This is a genomic window from Paraurantiacibacter namhicola (genome assembly GCF_001687545.1).
Lineage (GTDB): Bacteria > Pseudomonadota > Alphaproteobacteria > Sphingomonadales > Sphingomonadaceae > Paraurantiacibacter > Paraurantiacibacter namhicola.
Window position 1 is genome coordinate 2,223,907 of the sequence record NZ_CP016545.1, and the last position, 19,430, is coordinate 2,243,336.

Below are 19,430 nucleotides of genomic sequence, written 5' to 3' on the forward strand. Positions count from 1 at the left end.
TCCTCTCGGATATCAATTGCATCCAGCGATAGAGCGGCGGCCGTCAGGCGGCAACACCGCTGCCACGCGCCAGCCACGGCATTTCGCCCGCCAGCCGGGTCTCATAGTCGGAAATCTGGGCGTCGCGCGCCAGCGTCAGGCCGATCTCGTCCAGCCCATCCAGCAGGCAGGCCTTGCGGAAGGGATCGATCGCGAACTCGAAACGGTCCTGGAACGGGGTTGTCACGACCTGCCGCTCAAGGTCGATGGAGATCGGATCGGTCTCGGCCACGCTCAGCAGGCGGTCGACCTGTTCCTTCGGCAATTCCACGGCCAGTATGCCGTTCTTGAACGCGTTGCCGGCAAATATATCGGAGAAGCTGGGGGCGATGACGGCGCGAACGCCCATGTCCAGCAGCGCCCATGCGGCATGCTCGCGGCTGGAACCACAGCCGAAATTGTCGCCCGCCACAAGGATCGGCGCACCGGCATAGGCGGGATCGTCGAACACATTGCCGGCTTCTGCGCGGATTGTCTCGAACGCGCCTTCGCCCAGCCCTTCACGGCTGATGGTCTTGAGCCAGCGCGCCGGGATGATGACATCCGTGTCGACATTCTTGCGGCCGAATGGATAAGCCCGGCCTTCCAGCTGGCGGAAAGGCTGCATCAATCGGTCTCCGGCGGTTCCCCGCTGGGGATCGGGCCGGGCTGCTGCGGTTCGTTGCCCTTGCGGCGACGGTTCACATACAGCAGCGCAGCCGCCACGGCAGCGGAGCCGATTGCACCGGCCGCAGCGATGGCGGCCTTCTTCTTGATCTCGTTGGTCATAGGCGTCTCATGCTCCCGGCGGTGCGATTGGGCAAGCGGTCAATCGACCAGTTCGCGCACATCGGTGAGGTGGCCCGTCACCGCGGCAGCGGCAGCCATGGCCGGGCTCATCAGATGGGTCCGCGCGCCGGGGCCCTGCCGGCCCACGAAGTTGCGGTTGGAAGTGGATGCGCAGCGTTCGCCCGCAGGCACCTTATCCGGATTCATGCCGAGGCAGGCAGAACAACCCGGCTCCCGCCATTCCAGGCCCGCTTCGGTGAAGATCCGGTCCAGCCCCTCGGCCTCCGCCTGGCGCTTCACCAGCCCCGATCCGGGCACGACGATGGCCCATTTGACGCCGGGCGCTTTCTTGCGCCCCGCCAGCACCTTGGCCGCTTCGCGCAAATCCTCGATCCGGCTGTTGGTACAGCTGCCTATGAAGACATTCTGCACCGGCACGCCTGCCAGCTGCGTGCCCGCTTCCAGCCCCATGTAGTCCAGGCTCTTGCGTGCGGCATCCTGCTTGGCGGGGTCGGCGAAGCTTTCGGGCGCAGGCACGCTGCCACTGATGGGCGCGGTGTCTTCGGGGCTCGTGCCCCATGTGACCGTCGGCTGGATTTCGGAGGCGTCCACGGTGACACTCTTGTCGAAAACCGCGCCATCGTCGCTGTGCAGCGTGCGCCAGTATTCGACAGCTTCGTCCCACTCTGCGCCCTGCGGGGCCATCGGACGGCCCTTCAGATACTCGAACACAATATCGTCCGGAGCGATCAGGCCGGCACGCGCGCCCGCCTCGATGCTCATGTTGCAGACCGTCAGCCGCGCCTCGACGCTCATCTGCCGGAACACCTCGCCGCGATATTCGATCACGTGCCCCGTGCCGCCCGCCGTGCCGATCATGCCGATAATGTGCAGGATCAGGTCCTTGGCTGTCACGCCCAGGCCCAGTTCGCCCTCGACACGGATTTCCATGGTGCGCGACGGGGTGAGAAGCAGCGTCTGCGTGGCAAGGACGTGCTCGACCTCGCTCGTACCGATGCCGAACGCCAGCGCGCCGATCCCGCCGTGGGCCGCGGTGTGGCTGTCCCCGCATACGATGGTGGTGCCGGGCAAGCTGAAGCCCTGTTCCGGCCCCACGACATGCACGATGCCCTGCTCCGGCGCGGTCGCACCGAAATATCGGATGCCGAATTCCTGCACATTCGCCTCCAGCGCGGCGAGCTGCTGCGCGCTTTGCGGGTCCGCGATGGGCAGGCGCACACCGTCAGGCGACAGGCGCGGCGTGGTGGGAACATTGTGGTCCGGCACGGCCAAAGTCAGCTCCGGACGGCGCACCTTGCGGCCAGCGAGGCGAAGTCCCTCGAAGGCCTGCGGGCTCGTCACCTCGTGCACAAGGTGCCGGTCGATGAATAGCAGGCACGTGCCATCCTCACGCCGCTCCACGACGTGGGCGTCCCAGATCTTGCCATAAAGGGTGCGCGGCTGGTTCATGCCATGCAGATTAGGCGTGGCCGGTGGCCCGCTCAAGCAAGCGAGCGCCAAGGATTTGTCCGATCCGCAATGGCAAAAGTTTACGCCCCGCGCTTGCGGAGATCGGGGCCGTTTCCGACGTCTGGATTTAGGGGAGGGTTTCTTCGGGGAGGCGGGGTCCGGAGACTTTTGGGACCAGGATCCGGGGACCCCGCCTCGTTCGAAGAACTTGGGTACACCCAGACAGAAGCATGCCGCGTGCCAGTTTTGAAGAATGGGGCTTTCCTGCGGCAGGTGATGGTTACCACGATCCTAAGATCGCGCGATCTGTAAGAAATCCCGACATTTGATGAGTGGAGTTGCCGTCACACAGCCCCTGCGGGGCCGACTGGCGCGCCCGGCAGGACTGTCCGCGTCGCTGCGCGCCGCGTTCTTCTGCGCAGCCTGCGGCTGCTTCGAATCCGAACGAGGTCTGATCCTTTGGGGCCCGCCACACAGCCCCTGCGGGGCCGACTGGCGCGCCCGGCAGGACTCGAACCTGCTGCCTCAAGATTAGAAGTCTCGCGCTCTATCCAGATGAGCTACGGGCGCGCGCCGCAGCCTGACTAGCGCGGTTGGCTGCGCGGGGAAACCGCGTGCGAGCCGTAAATTGCGGATAGGCAGAAATACCGGCGCCGGCTCCCCGCCAATCCGGGAAGCCGGCGACCGGCCTGTTGCTGTGCCCCGTATCAGTCGGCCAGCAGGCCGATCGCGAGGTAGATGATAATGAAGCTGCCGAAGCCGACCAGCGTACCGACGCCGAAGATCAGGCGCATCACCAGCGGGTCCATGCCGAAATACTTGGCCAGGCCCGAGCAGACACCCATCAGCTTGGCGTCCTGCTTATCGAGGCGGAACTTCGTCGGCGTCCCGCCCCGGTCGTCGTGACTTACATGGTTCATGCGATGCTCCCTGCGAGGATGGTAGCTTCCGGCGAATAGGCAAAGCTGGACAGGAGGAGGAAGCCGGTCATTGCCATGGCCGAAACGGAGGCGAAGACGCGGCGGGCGAAGATGTTGTCGATGCTCATTTTTGGTTCCCTTTTGTTACTGGGCGGTTCTTTCCGCTCCATGCCCCAAACATTGCAACAGGCGTGCCAGTTCTGGAAAACCGCAGATTTCCGCCATTCCTGAGCAATCGAGCCGCCGACGAAATGCGCCCTATGCGCAAGGTTGGTATTTTTCACCAATATTCAGGACCGATGTGTCCGCGCGCTTTTGGCTGGGCAGCGACCGCCTGATCGCATAGGTCGTTTTGCTCCGCCATGGCGCTCGACCGGATCACCCTTTCCACCTTCCGCAACCATGCCGGGACCTGTCTCGACGGGACCGGGAAGCTCAACCTGCTGGTGGGCGAGAATGGCGCGGGGAAGACCAACATCCTCGAGGCCCTGTCCCTGCTGGCCCCCGGGCGCGGGATGCGGCGGGCCGCCTTGTCGGAAATGGCGGGCAGCGCAGGCGATGGGGGATTTGCCGTCAGCGCGCGGCTCGATGCCGGCGGAGCGGAACCGGTGCAACTGGGCACCGGCATGCGCGCGGAGCGCCCCGGGCGGCGCGTGGTGCAGGTGAACGGCGCGCAGACGACTGCGGTAGAACTGGGCGAATGGCTGGCCGTAGGCTGGCTGACCCCAGCGATGGACCGGCTGTTTGCCGATGGCGCGGCGGCGCGGCGCCGCTATCTCGACAGGCTGGTGGTGGCGATCGATCCCGATCACGCGCGCCAGTCCGCTCGCTACGAAGCTGGCCTTCGAGAGCGCAATCGCATCATGTCGGACGGACCCTCGCCCAATTCTTCATGGCTCGGCGGGCTGGAAGCGCAGATGGCCGAGGCTGGCGCGGCGGTCGCGGCGGGCCGCGCCGTGCTGGTGGAGCGGCTGGGCGCGGAGCTGGAGCGCTTGCCGGAAGGGCCCTTCGCGCGGCCAGTGTTGGAATACCTCCCCAATGGCCCGCTGACCGCCGATGCCTTGGCGGCGGAACTGGCCGAGGGCCGCGCACGGGACCGGGCGGCCCAGCGGACACTGTCCGGCCCTCACCGCGACGAGCTGGCCGTCAGCATGGCAGGCATGAGCATGGCTGCTGCCAATTGCTCGACAGGCGAGCAGAAGGCCATGCTGATCGCCATGACACTGGCCCATGCGAGGCTGGCAGCGGACACGCGCCCCGGCATATTGCTGCTGGACGAGGTCGCAGCGCATCTCGACCCGGTCCGCCGCGCCGCGCTGTTTGCGCGCCTGCTGGAAGGCGGCACGCAGGTCTGGCTGACGGGGACGGAACTGGCGCCTTTCGATGAGATCCGCGGATCCGCCGCAATCTGGCGCGTTGAGGGCGGCCAGGTGGAACGCCTCTGACGCGTCAATCCGCGGCGGGCAGCGCCTCGCGCACGTCATCCTCGGTATAGGCGACCAGCGCCTCGATACCGCGCGCGGTGGGATGGATGCGGTCTGCCTGCATCAGCTGCGGCTGGTCGTAGACCGGCTCCAACCAGAACGGGATCAGCGCCGCGCCATATTTCTCGGCCAGCTGCGGGTAGAGGCCATCGAAGGCTTCGACATAATCCGGCCCGGCATTGGGCGGTGCGCGCATGCCGAAAAGCAGCACTGGGATGCCGCGATCCTGCAGCTCCAGCAGGATCTTTTCCAGATTGGTACGCGCGCCGTCGACCGGCAGGCCGCGCAGCAGGTCGTTCCCGCCCAGCCCAACCAGTGCGAGGTTTGGCTTGGCTGGCTGGTTATCGAGCACGAATGCGATGCGCTGCGCCCCGGCACCGGTGGTGTCGCCGGAGACGCCGGCATCGATCACCCGTGCATTGATGCCCTGCCCGCGCAATGTTGCCTGCAATTGTTCGGGATAGCCTTCGCTGTCCTGCAGGCCGTATCCGGCAAACAGGCTGTCGCCAAAGGCCAGGATGACCACTTCCTCTCCGGAAACCGCCTGCTCGCCGGCATCCGCGCCAGCCTGCGCGCTTACCTCACGGGCCGCAGGCGTATCGGCTCCATCGCCTTCGCCGCCATTCGCTCCGCAGGCGGCCAGCAGGCCCGCCAGGGCAATCGTCATCACACGCCGTATCATTCACCAAGCTCCTTGCTGCCCGTGCAGCGCTATGCCATCGCGCAGGCGTGACCGATCCCCAGCCTGCTTCCGCCCTTTCCAGCCCAACCCATAATCCGGCAATCCGTGCCCGCAACCTGCGCCTGACGCTGGGGCAGGCCGATGCGCCGGTCGAGATCCTGCGCGGTATCGACCTCGATGTGCCCGAAGGCCAGGTGCTTGCCCTGCTCGGCCCGTCCGGCAGCGGCAAGAGCAGCCTGATGGCGGTAATGACCGGGCTGGAGCGTGCGACGGGCGGCGAGCTGCAGGTGGCAGGCGAGGATTTCGCAGCTCTGGACGAAGACGCGCTGGCCCATGCCCGCCGCGGCCGCATCGGCATCGTGCTGCAGGCCTTCCACCTCCTGCCCACCATGAGCGCGCAGGAAAATGTCGCCACGCCCATGGAACTGGCGGGGATGGACGACGCGTGGGAACGGGCCGGCGACGAGCTGACGGCGGTCGGTCTTGGACACCGGCTTGGCCATTACCCGGCGCAGCTTTCAGGCGGCGAGCAGCAGCGCGTGGCCATCGCCCGCGCCATCGCCTCGCGCCCGCCGCTGATCTTTGCCGACGAGCCGACCGGTAATCTGGACGCAGGCACGGGCACGGAGATCGTGGACCTGCTGTTCGGCCGCCGCGCGGAAACGGGCGCGACACTGATCATCATCACACACGACCCGGCCCTGGCCGAACGCTGCGACCGCGTGGTGACCCTTGCCGACGGGAAAATCGCCGAGGATCGCGCGGGAAAGACTCCGGCGAGGGCATGAGCGGCACGATACCTTGGGCAACCGCCTGGCGCATCGCCCGGCGCGACTTGCACCGCCGCTTCCGCGGGCTGAAACTGCTGCTCGTCTGCCTGTTCCTTGGCGTGGGCGCGCTGGCGGCCATCGGATCACTATCGTCCGCCATTCGCGGCGAGCTGGACACGCAAGGCCGCGTGTTGCTGGGCGGCGATGTGGAGATCGAAGTCTGGCAGCGTCCGCTGGACGAACAGGAAATCGCCTTCCTGCAGGATTACGGCGAGATTTCGCGCGGGCTTCGGGTGCAGGCCATGGCGCGCACAGAGGATGCTGCATCGCCCATCGGGCTGAAGGCAGTGGACGAGAATTGGCCGCTTTACGGCACCTTCACCCTGGCCGACGGGCGCAGCGAAGGCGCGCCGCCAAGTGGACAGGCGTGGCTATCTCAGGGCGCTGCAGACCGGCTGGACATCACTGTGGGCGACAGCTTCAGCGTGGGCAGCGAAAGCCTTCGCGTGGGCGGCATCATCGCGGATGAGCCGGACAAGCTGTCCGAAGGGTTCCAGCTGGGCGCGACGGTAATCGTGCCGCTCGGCTTTCCCGAAAGCGCGGGGCTGACGCAGCCCGGCGCATTGTACGAGAGCAAGACGCGCGTGCGGTTCTCCGGCGCGCAAGACCCTGATGCGGTGGAGGAGCTGCTGGAGCAGACCTTCCCCAACAATGGGCTGGACGTGCGCACGCGCGACCGCGCGTCGCCGGGGGCGGAACGCTTCGTCAGCCGGCTTGGCGAATTCCTGACGCTGGTGGGACTGGCCGCGCTGGTCATCGCGGGCATCGGCATCGGCGGGGGCGTGTCGAGCTATCTCGACCAGCGCCGCACGGGCATTGCCACGCTGAAGATCCTTGGCGCGACAAGCCGCGATATTGCCCGCATCTATGCCATGCAGGTCGGCCTGGCGGCACTCGTCGGCTCCGTGGCCGGCCTTGTTGCAGGTTTCCTGATCACGCCGCTGCTCGCAAGCGCGCTGGGCGAGCTGCTGCCGGTTTCGGGCGGGCTGGTCTTCGACCCGTGGGCACTCGTTCGAGCCGCCCTGTTCGGCCTGCTGGTGGCGATGGTGTTTGCCGCTCCGCCGCTGGCGCGGGCGCGCAATTTCCCCGCCATGGCCTTGATGCGCGCGCGCGTGGACCGGCTCGCGCGCAGCTGGCGCGGGGCACGCCTGCCCGTCATCATCGGCCTGTCCGGTATCGTGGCGCTGGCGCTGCTTGGTTCGCCCACGCCGATACTGACAGCAGGCTTCCTGCTCGGTGCGGCCGTGGTGCTGGGCCTGCTCGCCCTGATCGGACGCGGCATCACCGCACTGGCAAGGCGGCTGCCGCGGCCCAAGGATCCGGTGTTGCGCTCCGCTCTTGCCAATATCCACCGCCCCGGCTCGGCCACGCCGGCGCTGGTGACGGCGCTGGGCTTTGGCCTGGCGACCTTCGTGCTGCTAGCCGCAATCCAGTCCAGCCTTTCGAACAATATCGCGCGCAGCGTGCCGGAACGCGCGCCGGACTTCTTCGTGCTGGACATCCCGCGCGACAAGCAGGCCGAGTTTACCGACATCGTGGAGGCGCAGGCTGCCGGTTCACAGACCGAGATCGTCCCCACCCTGCGCGGAGCCATCCTGGCCTACGGGCCCGAGGGCGAGCAGACCGTCGTGGCGGAGCTTGAGGAATTGCCGGAAGGCGCTTGGGCGCTGCGCGGGGAGCGCGGGCTGACCTATTCCGACACGCTGCCGGAAGGCAATTCGCTGGTCACCGGTGAGTGGTGGGATGCAGACCATGGCGGGGAGCCACTGGTCTCCGTCGACGAAGATCTTGCCCGCGCGGCAGGGATGGAGATCGGCGATGTCATCACTTACGGCGTGCTGGGCGTGGAGCGGCAGGCCCGCATCGCCAATATCCGCCGTATCGACTGGGATAGCCTGGGCTTCAATTACGTGCTCGTCTTCAGTCCGAATGCGCTGAGCGACACGCCGCATAACCTTGCCGCAACGATTGAGCTGGCTGATGGCGATGCCGCCACCGGCCCGCTGCTGCGTGCGCTGGTAACCGCCCTGCCCGCAAGCTCGGTCATCGAGATCGGCCCCGTGCTGGAGCAGGCGCGCACCATACTGGGGCAGGTCTCCGTCGCCATCCTCGCTGCAGCCTCCGTCGCCGTGCTGGCGGGCATCGCCGTGCTGCTGGGGGCGATCGCCGCTGCGCGGGCGGCGCGCCTGTATGACAGCGTGATCCTGCGCGTGCTGGGCGCGAGCCGCCGACAGCTGCTGACGCTGCAGGTGGCAGAATTTGCCTTCCTGACTGCCATCCTGGCGGTTGTCGCGCTGGCCCTTGGCGGAGTGCTCGCCTGGCTCGTGATGACGCAGCTGTTCGAATTCGACTGGCTGCCGGACTGGCCCTTCGTCCTCGCCATCCTTGGCGGCGGGATCGTGCTGGTGTTTGCCTTTGCCATCGGCGCCTCGCTGCCGCTGCTGCGGGCGAAACCGGCGCAGGCGCTTCGTACCCTATAGGGCATCGCGCTCCAGCCCGACCTGCTGACAGGTCCTACATGAGCGATGCCGGTGGCGGCGTCTGGTCATGGGCCGCGCCCTCTGCCAGCGACAGGGCGCAGGCGGAGGCGCATCTCCCGTCCCAGACCGCATGAAGTCCGCAACCTTTCCCGGCCTTGGCAGCTGCACGGCTGGCAAAAGAAAGGGGGCCCGAAAGCCCCCTTTCCAATTCGGTCTGTCGATACCGCTTAGAAGCGGTAGCGCGCCGTAACGCCGTAGGTGCGCGGATCGTTCGGATAGCCCGAGATGCCGCGCGGCTGTGCCACGGAGTCGAAGATGGTGCCCAGCTCTTCGGTGTCGAGCAGGTTGCGGCCCCAGACCGACAGCGAGAGGCCGCTGTCGAATTCGTAGGACAGCGATGCCGTCACGTCGTTGACTTCGCGCGTGAAGGGCTTGGCCGCATCCAGCGCAGGCTGCGCATTGATGATGTTGCCAGCGTTGTCGCGAACCAGGAAGTTCGGCAGGCCTTCGACCAGCTGCACTTCCGACTGCCAGAAGTAGGACACACGCGGGATCAGCGAACCGTTGCCCAGGCGCGCTTCGTACTGCGCGGAGACAACCACGGTGAATTCCGGAATACCGGCCGGGCGCTGACCGGAAAGGTCACCCAGCGCGGAAGCGCGGAAATCGTCATAGACCGGATCGAGGTACGTGACCGCACCCGTCAGCGTCAAATCGCCGAAGTTTGCCACACCGTCGAACTCGACGCCGAAGGTGCTCTGCTTACCTGCGTTGAGGAGCGCGAAGCCCGTGCCGGTGAACAGGTTGGACTGGAAGCCTTCGATTTCCTGGTCGAACACGGTCAGGTTGGCCGAGATATCGCCCAGATTGGCCTTCACACCGGCTTCGATCACGCGGGATTTCTCCGGCTCGGCGAAGCGGCTGATGAAGGTCAGGTTATTCAGGTTCAGGCCGTTTGCGATGATCGCGTTACGATCCGACGGGAACGGGCGGCTGTCACGCGACAGGTTGACCGAGCTGGCTTTGAAGCCGGTCGCATAGGTCGCGTAGAAGTTGAAGTCGCCCATGTCGTAGTTGAGACGGATCGTATAGGTGAACTCGCTATCGCGCGTCCGGCCATCTTCCACCGCGTTGGGGATGTTCAGGAAGGGCGGCAGGAACTGCAGCGCGGCCAGCGGATTCAGCGGGTTCGCCGCCGGGTTGTTGGCATTGGCTGCGGCAAACGCGCCCGCCTGTGCCTGCAGGCTTGCGAAAATCGCGGCGTTCTGCGGGCTGGACATGGCGAAGGCCATGATCTCGGCCTGCGTGGCGTCGCGACCAAGCATCAGGACGTTCTGACCGATTGCCGTTGCCAGGAAGCCACCTGCAAGCAGCTGCCCGCGGAAGCCGGCATACTGCGGTGCATTCAGGTCGATCCCGGAGAACACGTCGGTGGAGACGGTGTTCGTGCGGAAGTCCTTCTTGTCGTTGGTGTAGTTGCCGCCCAGCGTCAGGGTCAGGCCGTCAGCCAGTTCGATATCGATCTGGCCAAAGGCGCTGAAGGCACGGCTGTCGAGAGCATATTCCTCGTCGAGCCCCTGGCCCTGCGCAAAGAACTCACCCAGGTACTGGAACGGATTACCGTCGCCAGCACCCAGCGCCAGTTCCAGCGTCTGGATGTCCAGCGCCCCGCCCGAAAGCTGCGAGATCAGGATATCGGCATAGGGGCGGAACTGGGTGCCGAACGTGATGCCGGCATCCTGGTTGATGTTCTCGGAGATGAAGAACAGGCCGCCAAGCAGGTCCACACGGTCGAACAGTGTCGTCGTGATGCGGAATTCCTGCGTGAAGGTACCGATGGTCAGGTCCTGGAACAGCGGGCTGATCAGGTCGACGCTGGTGAAATCGGCATCCTGGTTAGAAATCGCCGTGCTGCGGCGATAGGCCGTGATGCTGGTGAATTCGGTACCGCTGCCGCCGATGTCCCACTTGAACTCGCCGGACACGCCAACGTTGTTGATCTGGTTGCTGGAATCGAAGTTATTGTAGACGACGCCGGAGAACGGATTGCTCGGGTCACCCAGCTCGCCGCCCAGGGCACGGATGACCGGGCTGGCAATGCCGTCCTGCACGTTGACAACGCCGCAGCAGACTTCGTCCAGCCCGTCGACATCGCCGATCAGGCGCAGGCTGAGGTCGCCCCCGGCGTCGAACAGCATCTGTCCGCGCAGGAACCAGCGATCGCGATCGTTGGTGCGGCCGCCAGTGCCGAGGTCGCGGAAGAAACCGTCACGCTTGTTATAGCCACCGGCGATGCTGGCAGCGGTGTTTTCGCTGAGCGGGCCGGTCAGGTAACCCTTGACGATGATCTGGTCGAAATTGCCATAGGTCGCTTCCAGTGAACCGCCGAGGTCGAAAGCGGGGGCCTGCGTGGAGATGGAAATCACGCCGGCCGAAGCGTTCTTGCCGAACAGGGTCGACTGCGGGCCGCGCAGCACTTCGATGCGCTGGACATTGGGAAGGTCGGTGACCTGGCTGACGGAACGCGAACGGTACACACCGTCCACGAAGACGCCGACCGAAGGTTCGATACCGGCGTTGTTGGCGCCGTTGCCGAAGCCGCGGATGAAGAAGTTGGTTGCACCCAGCGACTGGCGCTGGCCCACGGTGAGCGAGGGAACGACGGTCTGCAGGTCGCGAAGGTCGCGGATCTGGCCACGCTCAAGCGTTTCGGCAGAGGTCACGGACACGGCAACAGGCGTATCCTGCAGCGTCTGTGCACGCTTGGTAGCGGTCACGATGATTTCGTTACCCGTGGCGAAATCTTCGTCCTGCGGATAAACGTCGTCGTCATTGACCTGCTCGGCCGGCTCGGCTGCGTCCTGCGCAAAGGCTACGGACGGCGCGACCATTGCCATGGCGGCAGAACCGCTAAGCAGGATACCACGCGCAAAACCGGCATAGCCGGCATTAGACTTTTTCATGAATCTCTCCATCTCTCCCGGTGCCGGCCCCTGTTTTCGGGATATCCGGTTACACCAGCAACCACGAACGCAAGCTGATAGGGCCGAGTTTGCGCCGACTCAATCGCGTTATGTGAGGTTAATCGCAGCTACTGCCGCTTATGTTGCAAGGATGTCACACGCTCGGCGTGCGGCATAACTCCCGCGTCAGGCGGATTTTTTCCGCTGCCACAGCCACCAAGAGTAGATAAATGGCAACAATGCCGCAGTGAGGACTGAGCCCACGAACAGCACTGCGCGAAGGCCGGGCGATATCGGCAGCAGCGCCGCAGCGATGATGACCACCCCCGCCAGTATCATCAGCTTCCCGCCCAGCCGGTGCGTGGCAATCCAGTTATCGGTGTCCAGTATGGCCCAGGGCGTGCGTATCCCGACAAAGAAGCCCGGGCGGCTCTTCGGCAGGGCATTGCCCAGCAGGATCAGCAGCAGGCCGACGCCGATCCCGATAAGGTTGATCGGCGGCTCGAAACCATAGGCCGGTGCACCGATCACGAACTGGATCAGCAACGCGATTGCGAGCATCCCGGTCCATGTCGCGCGCAGGATCGGCGCGGACTGCTCCAGCTTTTCCTGCAAGGGCTCGATCCGCGGGATCGCCCAGAAAACCGCCGTGACGAACAGCACCATCCCGACCGGGAACAGCAGGGCGTGAAGCGCCGGAGAGAAGGCATCGGCCTCCCCGCTGGCATTCCAATGCGTCGGCAACAGCGTGCCATCCGGTAGGCGCACATCTGTCACGAAGGCAAACACCGCCATGGCCGCGGCCAGAAGCAGGGACACGAACACGAACTTGCGGGTCTTCATTGCCCGGCTCCTTCATCGTCTTGTGGATCGGTCGCACCAACGCCCATCCGGCCCATGAAACCCATGACGGCCTCCTCCAGCGTGGTGAGGTTCAGCGTGTAAATGACATTCCCGCCGCGGCTTTCGCCAAGGATCAGGTTCGCCGCCTTAAGCTTGGCAAAGTGGCCGGACATGGTCGGCTTGCTGACCGGGAAATGATCGGCCAATTCGCCAGCCGTCTTGCCGCCGCCTTTCAGCAGTTCCAGCACCTCGCGCCGGATCGGGTGGGACAGGGCATCGAAAACACTCGTCATAGCCATTTAGGCATTAGGCTAAATAGCAACATTGATCAACCCTCGCATTTCGAAAGCGCATCGCTTAAGGGGCCGGTAATGGACAAGCCCGAGCGCATCGAAGATCTCCGCGTCGCCCTGTTCAGTGGCAATTACAATTACGTGAGAGACGGCGCGAACCAGGCGCTGAACCGGCTGGTGGATTACCTGCTGCGGCAAGGCTGCGCGGTGCGCGTCTATTCGCCTGTAGTGGATGACCCGGCCTTCCCGCCCACCGGCGACCTGGTGGATGTGCCCAACACCAAGATGCCAATGGGCCGCGGGGAATACCGCATGCCGCTGGGCCTGAATGACGAAGCGCGCCGCGACCTGGAAGCCTTCGCGCCCAATCTGCTGCACCTGTCCAGCCCGGACCCGTCAGGGCACGCGGCGCTGAAGTGGGCGCGCAAGCGCTCCATCCCAGTGGTCGCCAGCGTCCATACGCGCTTCGATACCTATCCGCGTTACTACAAGCTCGGCTTCATAGAGCCCGCGATCCGGGCCATGCTGCGCCGGTTCTACGGCAGATGCGATGCGGTGCTTTCGCCTACCGAGGTCATCCGGCAGGATTACCTGCAGCAGGGCTTCAACGACGATATCCGCATCTGGGAGCGCGGCGTTGACCGCACCATCTTCAACCCAGGACGCCGCGACATGGCCTGGCGGCGAGAGCTGGGCATCGCCGATGACGAAATCGCCATCGGCTTCCTTGGCCGCCTGGTGCTGGAAAAGGGCCTCGGCCGCTTTGCCGAGGTGATCGAGCTGCTGGCCAAGCGCGGCGTTCCGCACAAGGTGCTGGCGGTGGGCGAAGGCCCCGCGCATGACGAATTTGCCGCCCGCGTGCCCGAAGCGCGCTTTGCCGGTTTCCAGACCGGCGCCGACCTGGGACGCGCGGTCGCCAGCATGGACCTGCTGTTCAATGCCTCCATCACGGAAGCCTTCAGCAATGTCACACTGGAAGCCATGGCCTGCGCGCGGCCCGTGCTGGCTGTCGATACAACCGGCAGCAATCACCTGGTAATCGACGGCGTGACGGGGCGCATGGTGAAGCCGGACGACACCGCCGGATTTGCCGATGCGCTGGAAGCCTACATCCGCGACCCGGCCCTACGCGCCGCGCATGGCGAGGCGGGCGAGGAGCGCAGCCATTTGTGGGACTGGGACCCGGTCAATCAGGCCGTGGCCGACACCTATCTGCAGCTGGTGTCGGCCCGCGCGGCCTGACCTCCTCCCGCTATCGCAGCACGCCCCTGGCCGTCATGCGGCGGGCATACCAGATCAGGAAAATCGTCACGATGAAGATGATCGCCGTGAACACATAATTGGCGCCGCTGCTCAGCTCCGCAGGCATTCCGCCGCCGAAGGTGTGGATCGACGTACCGATCAGGCCGATCAGCGCCACCGCGAATGCGTGGAAAGCAAAGCGGCTGCGAATGAGCAGCAAGAGCGATCCCGCCAATGCGCCCCAGACGCCGAAAGCCCACATCGCGTCCGCCCAGACCGGGAAATTGGTGTAATAATCGACCATCGTCTCGACAGGGATGCCCGCCATCTCCGCACCCGCCTGCAGGTAGTCCATATTGCGCGTTTGCGTCATCGTGTAGTCGTAGGCGCCGCCGGAATTCCACAGCGTCGCAAGTATGCCAATCACCCACAGGTGCCAGGGCGCTTTCGTCCGGTTTTCCATGTTTCTCTCCCCTCGAAGCCGCGACCCTCTGATGGCCGGAAGCTAAGCCCGATATGGTCCGGTTGGCAATCCCCGGCTCCGCGCCCTATCTGATGACACTCTATGGCCGACCTTTTCCAGGATGATCCGCACGCCGCCCAGCCGGAGCCGATACGCGAAGACGCGCCGCTGGCCGACAGGCTGCGCCCGCAATCGCTCGGCGACATCATCGGGCAGGACCACCTGACGGGCCCGGATGGCGGGATCGGGCGCATGGTTGCAGCGGGCAAGCTGTCCAGCATGGTGCTGTGGGGCCCGCCGGGCACCGGCAAGACCAGCATCGCCCGCCTTCTCGCCGATGCCGTGGGCATGCGCTATGTCGCGATCAGCGCGGTCTTTTCCGGCGTGGCGGACCTGAAGAAAGCCTTCGCCGCCGCCGAGAAAGCGCGCGAGGCCGGGCAGAGAACGCTGCTGTTCGTGGACGAAATCCACCGCTTCAATCGCGCGCAGCAGGACGGCTTCCTGCCCTTCGTGGAACGCGGCACGGTCACGCTGGTCGGCGCGACGACGGAAAACCCCAGCTTCGAGCTCAACGCCGCCCTGCTCAGCCGCGCGCAGGTGATGATCCTGCACCGGCTGGATGCCGAGGCGCTGGGCAGCCTGCTGAACCGGGCGGAGGCGCTGGAGGGCCCCCTGCCCCTGACCGCCGAAGCACGCGAGGCGCTGGTCGCCAGCGCCGATGGCGACGGACGCTTCCTGCTGAACCAGGCAGAGACGCTGTATAACGCCAGGATCCCCGAACCGCTCGGCCCGGCAGAGCTCGGCAGCTTCCTGCAGCGCCGTGTCGCCGTCTACGACAAGGACCGCGAGGGGCATTACAACCTGATTTCCGCGCTCCACAAGGCGGTGCGCGGGTCCGACCCGCAGGCGGCGCTGTACTACCTCGCGCGCATGCTTACGGCTGGGGAAGAACCACTTTACCTCGCCCGGCGGCTGGTGCGCATGGCGGTCGAGGATATCGGCCTCGCCGACCCGAACGCGCTGGTGCAATGCAATGCGGCGCGCGAAGCCTATGAATTCCTCGGCAGCCCGGAAGGCGAGCTGGCCCTGGCGCAGGCCTGCCTTTACCTCGCCACCGCGCCCAAATCGAATGCCGTCTACAAGGCGCAGAAGGCCGCGTGGCGCAGCGCGAAGGAAACCGGCAGCCTGATGCCGCCGATGAACATCGTCAACGCGCCGACCAAGCTGATGAAGGACGTAGGCTACGGCAAGGGTTACACGTACGACCACGACGCAGACGAGGGCTTCTCCGGCGACAATTACTGGCCGGACGAGATGGAGCCGCAGACCTATTACCAGCCGGTCGAGCGCGGCTTCGAGCGCAAGGTTCGCGAGCGGCTGGCCTATTGGGACAAGCTTCGCAGCGACCGCCAGTGAGCCGCCGCTTCGACCATTTTTTGGCGATAGACTGGTCCGGCGCGAAGGGCGCGCGGCATAAGGGGATTGCGCTCGCAATTGCCGATGCGGATGGCGGGCCACCGGTGCTGGTCGATGCGCCGAAGCGCGGCTGGTCTCGTGAAGATGTGCTGGCAATCCTGCGCGACGACCTGCCTGCCAACACGCTGGTGGGCATGGACCTTGGGATCGCGCTGCCGTTTGCCGATTGCGGGGCTTTCTTTCCCGGTTGGGAAGACAGCCCGCCGGACGCAAAATCGCTTTGGGCGCTAATCGACGCGATATGTGCAGGCGAACCGCACCTCGGCAGCGGACCGTTTGTGGACCACCCCGACATCGCGCCCTTCTATCGCCGCCACAATGGGCGCGAGGGGGCCCGCTTCCGCTGCGACGGCGCGTTCCACGGGCGCGGCCGGTTCCGCGTGGCCGAGCAGGTTCAGGCCGCCATGGGCTGCCGGCCTTACAGCAATTTCAACCTGGTCGGGGCGGCGCAGGTAGGCAAGTCCAGCCTCACGGGCATGCGCGTGCTGCACCGGCTGGCTGGCACGCTTCCCGTGTGGCCGATCGATCCGCTGCCCGAAACCGGCAGCGCCATCGTGGAAATCTACACCACCATCGCCGCCATGGCCGCAGGGCGCGGCGTGTCCGCCTCCAAGATCAGGGACCGCGAGCAGCTGGACGCGGCGCTGGCGCAGCTCGGCTCCGAGGGCTTGGGCGGCACAGGTCCAGTGGACGATCACTCCTCCGACGCGCTGCTTACAGCCGCATGGCTGCGCGCGGTGGCGCACGACACGGCCATCTGGCAACCGCCCGCCCTCACACCCGAAGTGGCCCGCACCGAGGGCTGGACTTTCGGCGCAATCTGAACCAAAGGCGCGCGGGCCTGAACGGCCATCGCCGGCTTAGCTCAGTTGGTAGAGCACCTGATTTGTAATCAGGGGGCCAGGGGTTCGAATCCTCTAGCCGGCACCATTCTATTTGTGTTCGCGCCTCCGCGCGAACTCCCCGGTGCTAATCCCTCCGCTTCGCTGCGGGGCACCTGCGGACGGGCAGTCGCCCTTGCGGCCCCTTGGGGCCGAGATCGCCACACAACTCACAATGACTCGGTCGGCGACCAGCCGACCGCAAGCGCGACCGCGCGCCCGGACCGGCCCCGCAGCGAAGCGGAGGGAACAGCCGGGAGGACGAGCCCGCGGAGGCGGGCTCATGAAACAGAAATTACCTACCCACCGCCACGTAGGTGAAGCCTTCGCGCTCCACTTCGGTGCGGCTGTAGAGGTTGCGCAGGTCCACCAGCAGCGGCTGCTTCAGCAGGTCCTTCGCGCGCTTCAGGTCGAGTGCGCGGAATACGTCCCATTCGGTCACGATCACGGCGGCATCGGCCCCGTCCATCGCCTCATAGGCGTTCTCGCAATAGGTGACGTCGTTGATGACTGCCTTGGCCTGTTCCATCCCTTCAGGATCGTAGGCCTTCACCTTTGCGCCGGCATCCTGCAGCGCCTGCACCACGGCGATGGCGGGACTGTCGCGCATGTCATCGGTATTGGCCTTGAAGGTCAGGCCCAGCACGGCAACCGTCTTGCCATAGCCGTCCCCGCCCAGCGCCTGCACGACCTTGCGGCCCATGCTGCGCTTGCGGCTGTCATTGCTGGCGACGACGCTTTCCACGATGCGCAGCGGCGCCTCGAAATCCTCGCCGGTCTTCAGAAGGGCCAGCGTGTCCTTGGGGAAGCACGAGCCGCCATAGCCCGGCCCCGGCATCAGGAAGCGGCTGCCGATGCGCGTGTCGAGGCCGATGCCCTTGGCCACGTCCTGAACGTCTGCGCCCACTTTCTCGCACAGGTCGGCAATCTCGTTGATGAAGCCGATCTTGGTCGCAAGGAAGGCGTTGGCGGCGTATTTCGTCAGCTCCGCCCCGCGCCGGCTCATCACCAGCATCGGGCTCTCATTGCGGGTCAGCGGGCGATAGATGCCCTGCAGCACTTCTTCGGCATGTTCGTCATTCACGCCGATGACCACGCGGTCGGGGCGCTTGAAGTCGTCGATCGCCGCGCCTTCGCGCAGGAATTCGGGGTTGGATGCAACGGAGAATTCCAGGTCCGGGCAGGTCTCGCGGATGGTGCGCTCCACTTCGTCTCCCGTACCCACGGGGACGGTGGACTTGGTGACCACCACTGCGCCATCGCGCAGATGCGGCGCCATTTCGCGCGATGCGGCGTGGACATAAGTCAGGTCCGCATGGCCATCCCCGCGGCGGCTGGGCGTGCCGACCGCGATGAAGACCGCGTCCGCTTCCGGCAGTACGCTGGCGAGGTCCAGCGTGAAGTCCAGCCGGCCCGAGGCGACGTTTGCGGCCACCAGCTCGTCCAAACCCGGCTCGAAAATGGGGATGCGGCCGTCCAGCAGCGCGTCGATCTTGGACTGGTCCTTGTCCACGCAGGTCACGTGATGGCCGAAATCGGCAAAGCAGGTGCCCGAAACCAGGCCGACATAGCCGGTGCCGATCATCACGATACGCATGCGAAAATTCCCCTGTAATGCCTAAATGTCAGCCGCGCCCGCGATAGGATGCCACGCCCTGGTCGGGCAGCCACAGCCCTTCGGGCGGCGCAGCGCTTTGCCAGAAAATGTCGATCGGGATGCCGCCGCGCGGATACCAGTAGCCACCGATCCTGAGCCATTCGGGTTGCATTTCGGTGAACAGCCGCTGCCCGATGCCCACGGTCACGTCCTCGTGAAAGCCGTTGTGGTTGCGGAAACTGCCCAGGAACAGCTTCAGGCTCTTGGACTCCACGATCGTCTCGCCCGGCACATAATCGATCACGATATGTGCGAAATCGGGCTGGCTGGTCACCGGGCAAAGGCTGGTGAATTCCGGCGCGGCGAAGCGGATGAGATATTGCGTGCCCGGGCGCGGATTGGGGACGTAATCCAGCTCCGCCTCCGCCGGGGAGCCTGGGAGCGGGGTCTGCTGGCCCAGCTGGCGCGGGGCATTATCGCTTTTGCCTGACATGGCAGGCCTGTTGCCGCAGGCCACGGCGATGGGCAACCCCGTTGCCGGTTTGCACCGATGCGCAGCGAAGTGTGCACGGCGCGCCTCGCCCCGCTTGCAGGCAGCAATTCAGTCGCTATTCAGCGCGGCGCGCCAAGCGCACCAGCCGGACACATCATGCGTTACACGATTTCCCTCACTGCCCTTGCTGCGGCCCTGCCAGCCTTGATGCTGGCGAGCACGCCAGCGGCTGCGCAGGTCACCGATTTCCGCCTGCCGCCCGCCCCCACGCCAACGCCCACCGCGCAAGGACCGGTGGATCCCGAAGCGCCGCGCGCCACGGTTCCGCTGCCCGGAGGCAACAGCCCATCGCCCACGCCCTCGCCTTCGCCCACACGCGCAGCGAGCCCGGCACCTTCGCCCACCGCTGAACCGCGCCAGACGCGTTCGCCTTCACCTTCACCGGCAGCCACGCGGCCGGCGACCCGGCCTGAGCCGACCATCCGCCGGCCGGCACAGCAGGCACC

Annotated in this window: 19 protein-coding genes and 2 tRNA genes; 7 read left to right on the top strand and 14 right to left on the bottom strand. The window is 65.7% G+C overall.

Annotated elements, in window-relative coordinates:
* Positions 1–43 precede the first annotated feature (43 nt).
* From leuD to A6F65_RS13220, 6 genes are all read right to left on the bottom strand, one after another.
* Positions 44–646 carry a 3-isopropylmalate dehydratase small subunit gene (gene leuD / locus A6F65_RS10890; RefSeq protein ID WP_083989478.1) on the bottom strand — a complete coding sequence of 201 codons (603 nt, stop codon included), beginning with the start codon at positions 644–646 and terminating at the stop codon, positions 44–46.
* Positions 646–807 carry an isopropylmalate isomerase gene (locus A6F65_RS10895; RefSeq protein WP_067788649.1) on the bottom strand — a complete coding sequence of 54 codons (162 nt, stop codon included), beginning with the start codon at positions 805–807 and terminating at the stop codon, positions 646–648. Before A6F65_RS10895 ends, leuD begins: the two co-directional genes overlap by 1 nt.
* A gap of 39 nt (positions 808–846) precedes the next feature.
* On the bottom strand, positions 847–2,277 hold the full coding sequence (gene leuC, locus A6F65_RS10900; protein WP_067788652.1) for a 3-isopropylmalate dehydratase large subunit: 1,431 nt from the start codon (positions 2,275–2,277) through the stop codon (positions 847–849).
* Positions 2,278–2,770: 493 nt separating this feature from the next.
* Positions 2,771–2,847 (bottom strand) — tRNA-Arg (locus tag A6F65_RS10905).
* A 137-nt stretch (positions 2,848–2,984) separates the two neighbouring features.
* Positions 2,985–3,197: a PspC domain-containing protein gene (locus A6F65_RS10910; protein WP_067788654.1), complete on the bottom strand. Its 213-nt coding sequence runs from the start codon at positions 3,195–3,197 to the stop codon at positions 2,985–2,987.
* Positions 3,194–3,325, bottom strand: a complete 132-nt coding sequence (locus A6F65_RS13220) for a hypothetical protein (protein ID WP_257784259.1) — start codon at positions 3,323–3,325, stop codon at positions 3,194–3,196. The genes A6F65_RS10910 and A6F65_RS13220 overlap by 4 nt, the downstream gene beginning before the upstream one ends.
* Before the next feature lie 234 nt (positions 3,326–3,559).
* Between A6F65_RS13220 and recF the strand changes: the two genes are divergently transcribed.
* Positions 3,560–4,642 (top strand): DNA replication/repair protein RecF, encoded by a 1,083-nt coding sequence (gene recF / locus A6F65_RS10915; RefSeq protein WP_067788657.1) that lies wholly within the window; start codon positions 3,560–3,562, stop codon positions 4,640–4,642.
* Positions 4,643–4,646: 4 nt separating this feature from the next.
* Here recF and A6F65_RS10920 read toward each other — a convergent pair whose 3' ends face one another.
* The gene (locus A6F65_RS10920; RefSeq protein ID WP_237164818.1) at positions 4,647–5,348 is read right to left on the bottom strand and encodes an arylesterase; all 702 of its coding nucleotides are present in this window, start codon (positions 5,346–5,348) and stop codon (positions 4,647–4,649) included.
* Positions 5,349–5,410: 62 nt separating this feature from the next.
* On the opposite strand from A6F65_RS10920, the gene A6F65_RS10925 reads away from it, so the two are divergent.
* Complete coding sequence (locus A6F65_RS10925) at positions 5,411–6,151, top strand: ABC transporter ATP-binding protein (protein ID WP_067788658.1); 741 nt, start codon at positions 5,411–5,413, stop codon at positions 6,149–6,151.
* Positions 6,148–8,673 (top strand): ABC transporter permease, encoded by a 2,526-nt coding sequence (locus A6F65_RS10930; protein WP_067788661.1) that lies wholly within the window; start codon positions 6,148–6,150, stop codon positions 8,671–8,673. Before A6F65_RS10925 ends, A6F65_RS10930 begins: the two co-directional genes overlap by 4 nt.
* Before the next feature lie 227 nt (positions 8,674–8,900).
* On the opposite strand, the gene A6F65_RS10935 is transcribed toward A6F65_RS10930, so the two are convergent.
* From A6F65_RS10935 to A6F65_RS10945, 3 genes are all read right to left on the bottom strand, one after another.
* Positions 8,901–11,636, bottom strand: coding sequence for a TonB-dependent receptor (locus tag A6F65_RS10935; RefSeq protein WP_067790570.1), 2,736 nt, complete (start codon positions 11,634–11,636; stop codon positions 8,901–8,903).
* Between the two features lie 186 nt (positions 11,637–11,822).
* Positions 11,823–12,479, bottom strand: a complete 657-nt coding sequence (locus A6F65_RS10940; protein ID WP_067788665.1) for an SdpI family protein — start codon at positions 12,477–12,479, stop codon at positions 11,823–11,825.
* Entirely contained in the window at positions 12,476–12,778 is a 303-nt protein-coding gene (locus A6F65_RS10945) for a metalloregulator ArsR/SmtB family transcription factor (protein ID WP_335645322.1), read from the bottom strand. The genes A6F65_RS10940 and A6F65_RS10945 overlap by 4 nt, the downstream gene beginning before the upstream one ends.
* A 72-nt stretch (positions 12,779–12,850) precedes the next feature.
* Between A6F65_RS10945 and A6F65_RS10950 the strand changes: the two genes are divergently transcribed.
* Positions 12,851–14,014: a glycosyltransferase family 4 protein gene (locus A6F65_RS10950; protein ID WP_067788669.1), complete on the top strand. Its 1,164-nt coding sequence runs from the start codon at positions 12,851–12,853 to the stop codon at positions 14,012–14,014.
* Positions 14,015–14,024: 10 nt separating this feature from the next.
* Here the strand turns inward: A6F65_RS10950 and A6F65_RS10955 are convergent, their stop codons facing one another.
* Complete coding sequence (locus A6F65_RS10955) at positions 14,025–14,477, bottom strand: hypothetical protein (RefSeq protein ID WP_067788670.1); 453 nt, start codon at positions 14,475–14,477, stop codon at positions 14,025–14,027.
* Between the two features lie 102 nt (positions 14,478–14,579).
* Between A6F65_RS10955 and A6F65_RS10960 the strand changes: the two genes are divergently transcribed.
* The 3 genes from A6F65_RS10960 (at position 14,580) to A6F65_RS10970 (ending at position 16,883) form a co-directional block, all read left to right on the top strand.
* Positions 14,580–15,893: a replication-associated recombination protein A gene (locus A6F65_RS10960; protein WP_067788672.1), complete on the top strand. Its 1,314-nt coding sequence runs from the start codon at positions 14,580–14,582 to the stop codon at positions 15,891–15,893.
* Complete coding sequence (locus A6F65_RS10965) at positions 15,890–16,777, top strand: hypothetical protein (protein ID WP_067788674.1); 888 nt, start codon at positions 15,890–15,892, stop codon at positions 16,775–16,777. The genes A6F65_RS10960 and A6F65_RS10965 overlap by 4 nt, the downstream gene beginning before the upstream one ends.
* A 30-nt stretch (positions 16,778–16,807) precedes the next feature.
* Positions 16,808–16,883, top strand: a tRNA-Thr gene (locus tag A6F65_RS10970).
* A 246-nt stretch (positions 16,884–17,129) separates the two neighbouring features.
* Here A6F65_RS10970 and A6F65_RS10975 read toward each other — a convergent pair.
* The 3 genes from A6F65_RS10975 to A6F65_RS10985 all read right to left on the bottom strand — a co-directional run bounded on the left by A6F65_RS10975 (position 17,130) and on the right by A6F65_RS10985 (position 19,406).
* The gene (locus tag A6F65_RS10975) at positions 17,130–18,431 is read right to left on the bottom strand and encodes a UDP-glucose dehydrogenase family protein (RefSeq protein ID WP_067788677.1); all 1,302 of its coding nucleotides are present in this window, start codon (positions 18,429–18,431) and stop codon (positions 17,130–17,132) included.
* Between the two features lie 28 nt (positions 18,432–18,459).
* Positions 18,460–18,924 (bottom strand): preQ(1) synthase, encoded by a 465-nt coding sequence (gene queF / locus A6F65_RS10980; protein ID WP_067790578.1) that lies wholly within the window; start codon positions 18,922–18,924, stop codon positions 18,460–18,462.
* A 161-nt stretch (positions 18,925–19,085) separates the two neighbouring features.
* Positions 19,086–19,406 carry a hypothetical protein gene (locus tag A6F65_RS10985; RefSeq protein ID WP_067788678.1) on the bottom strand — a complete coding sequence of 107 codons (321 nt, stop codon included), beginning with the start codon at positions 19,404–19,406 and terminating at the stop codon, positions 19,086–19,088.
* Between the last annotated feature and the right edge of the window lie 24 nt (positions 19,407–19,430).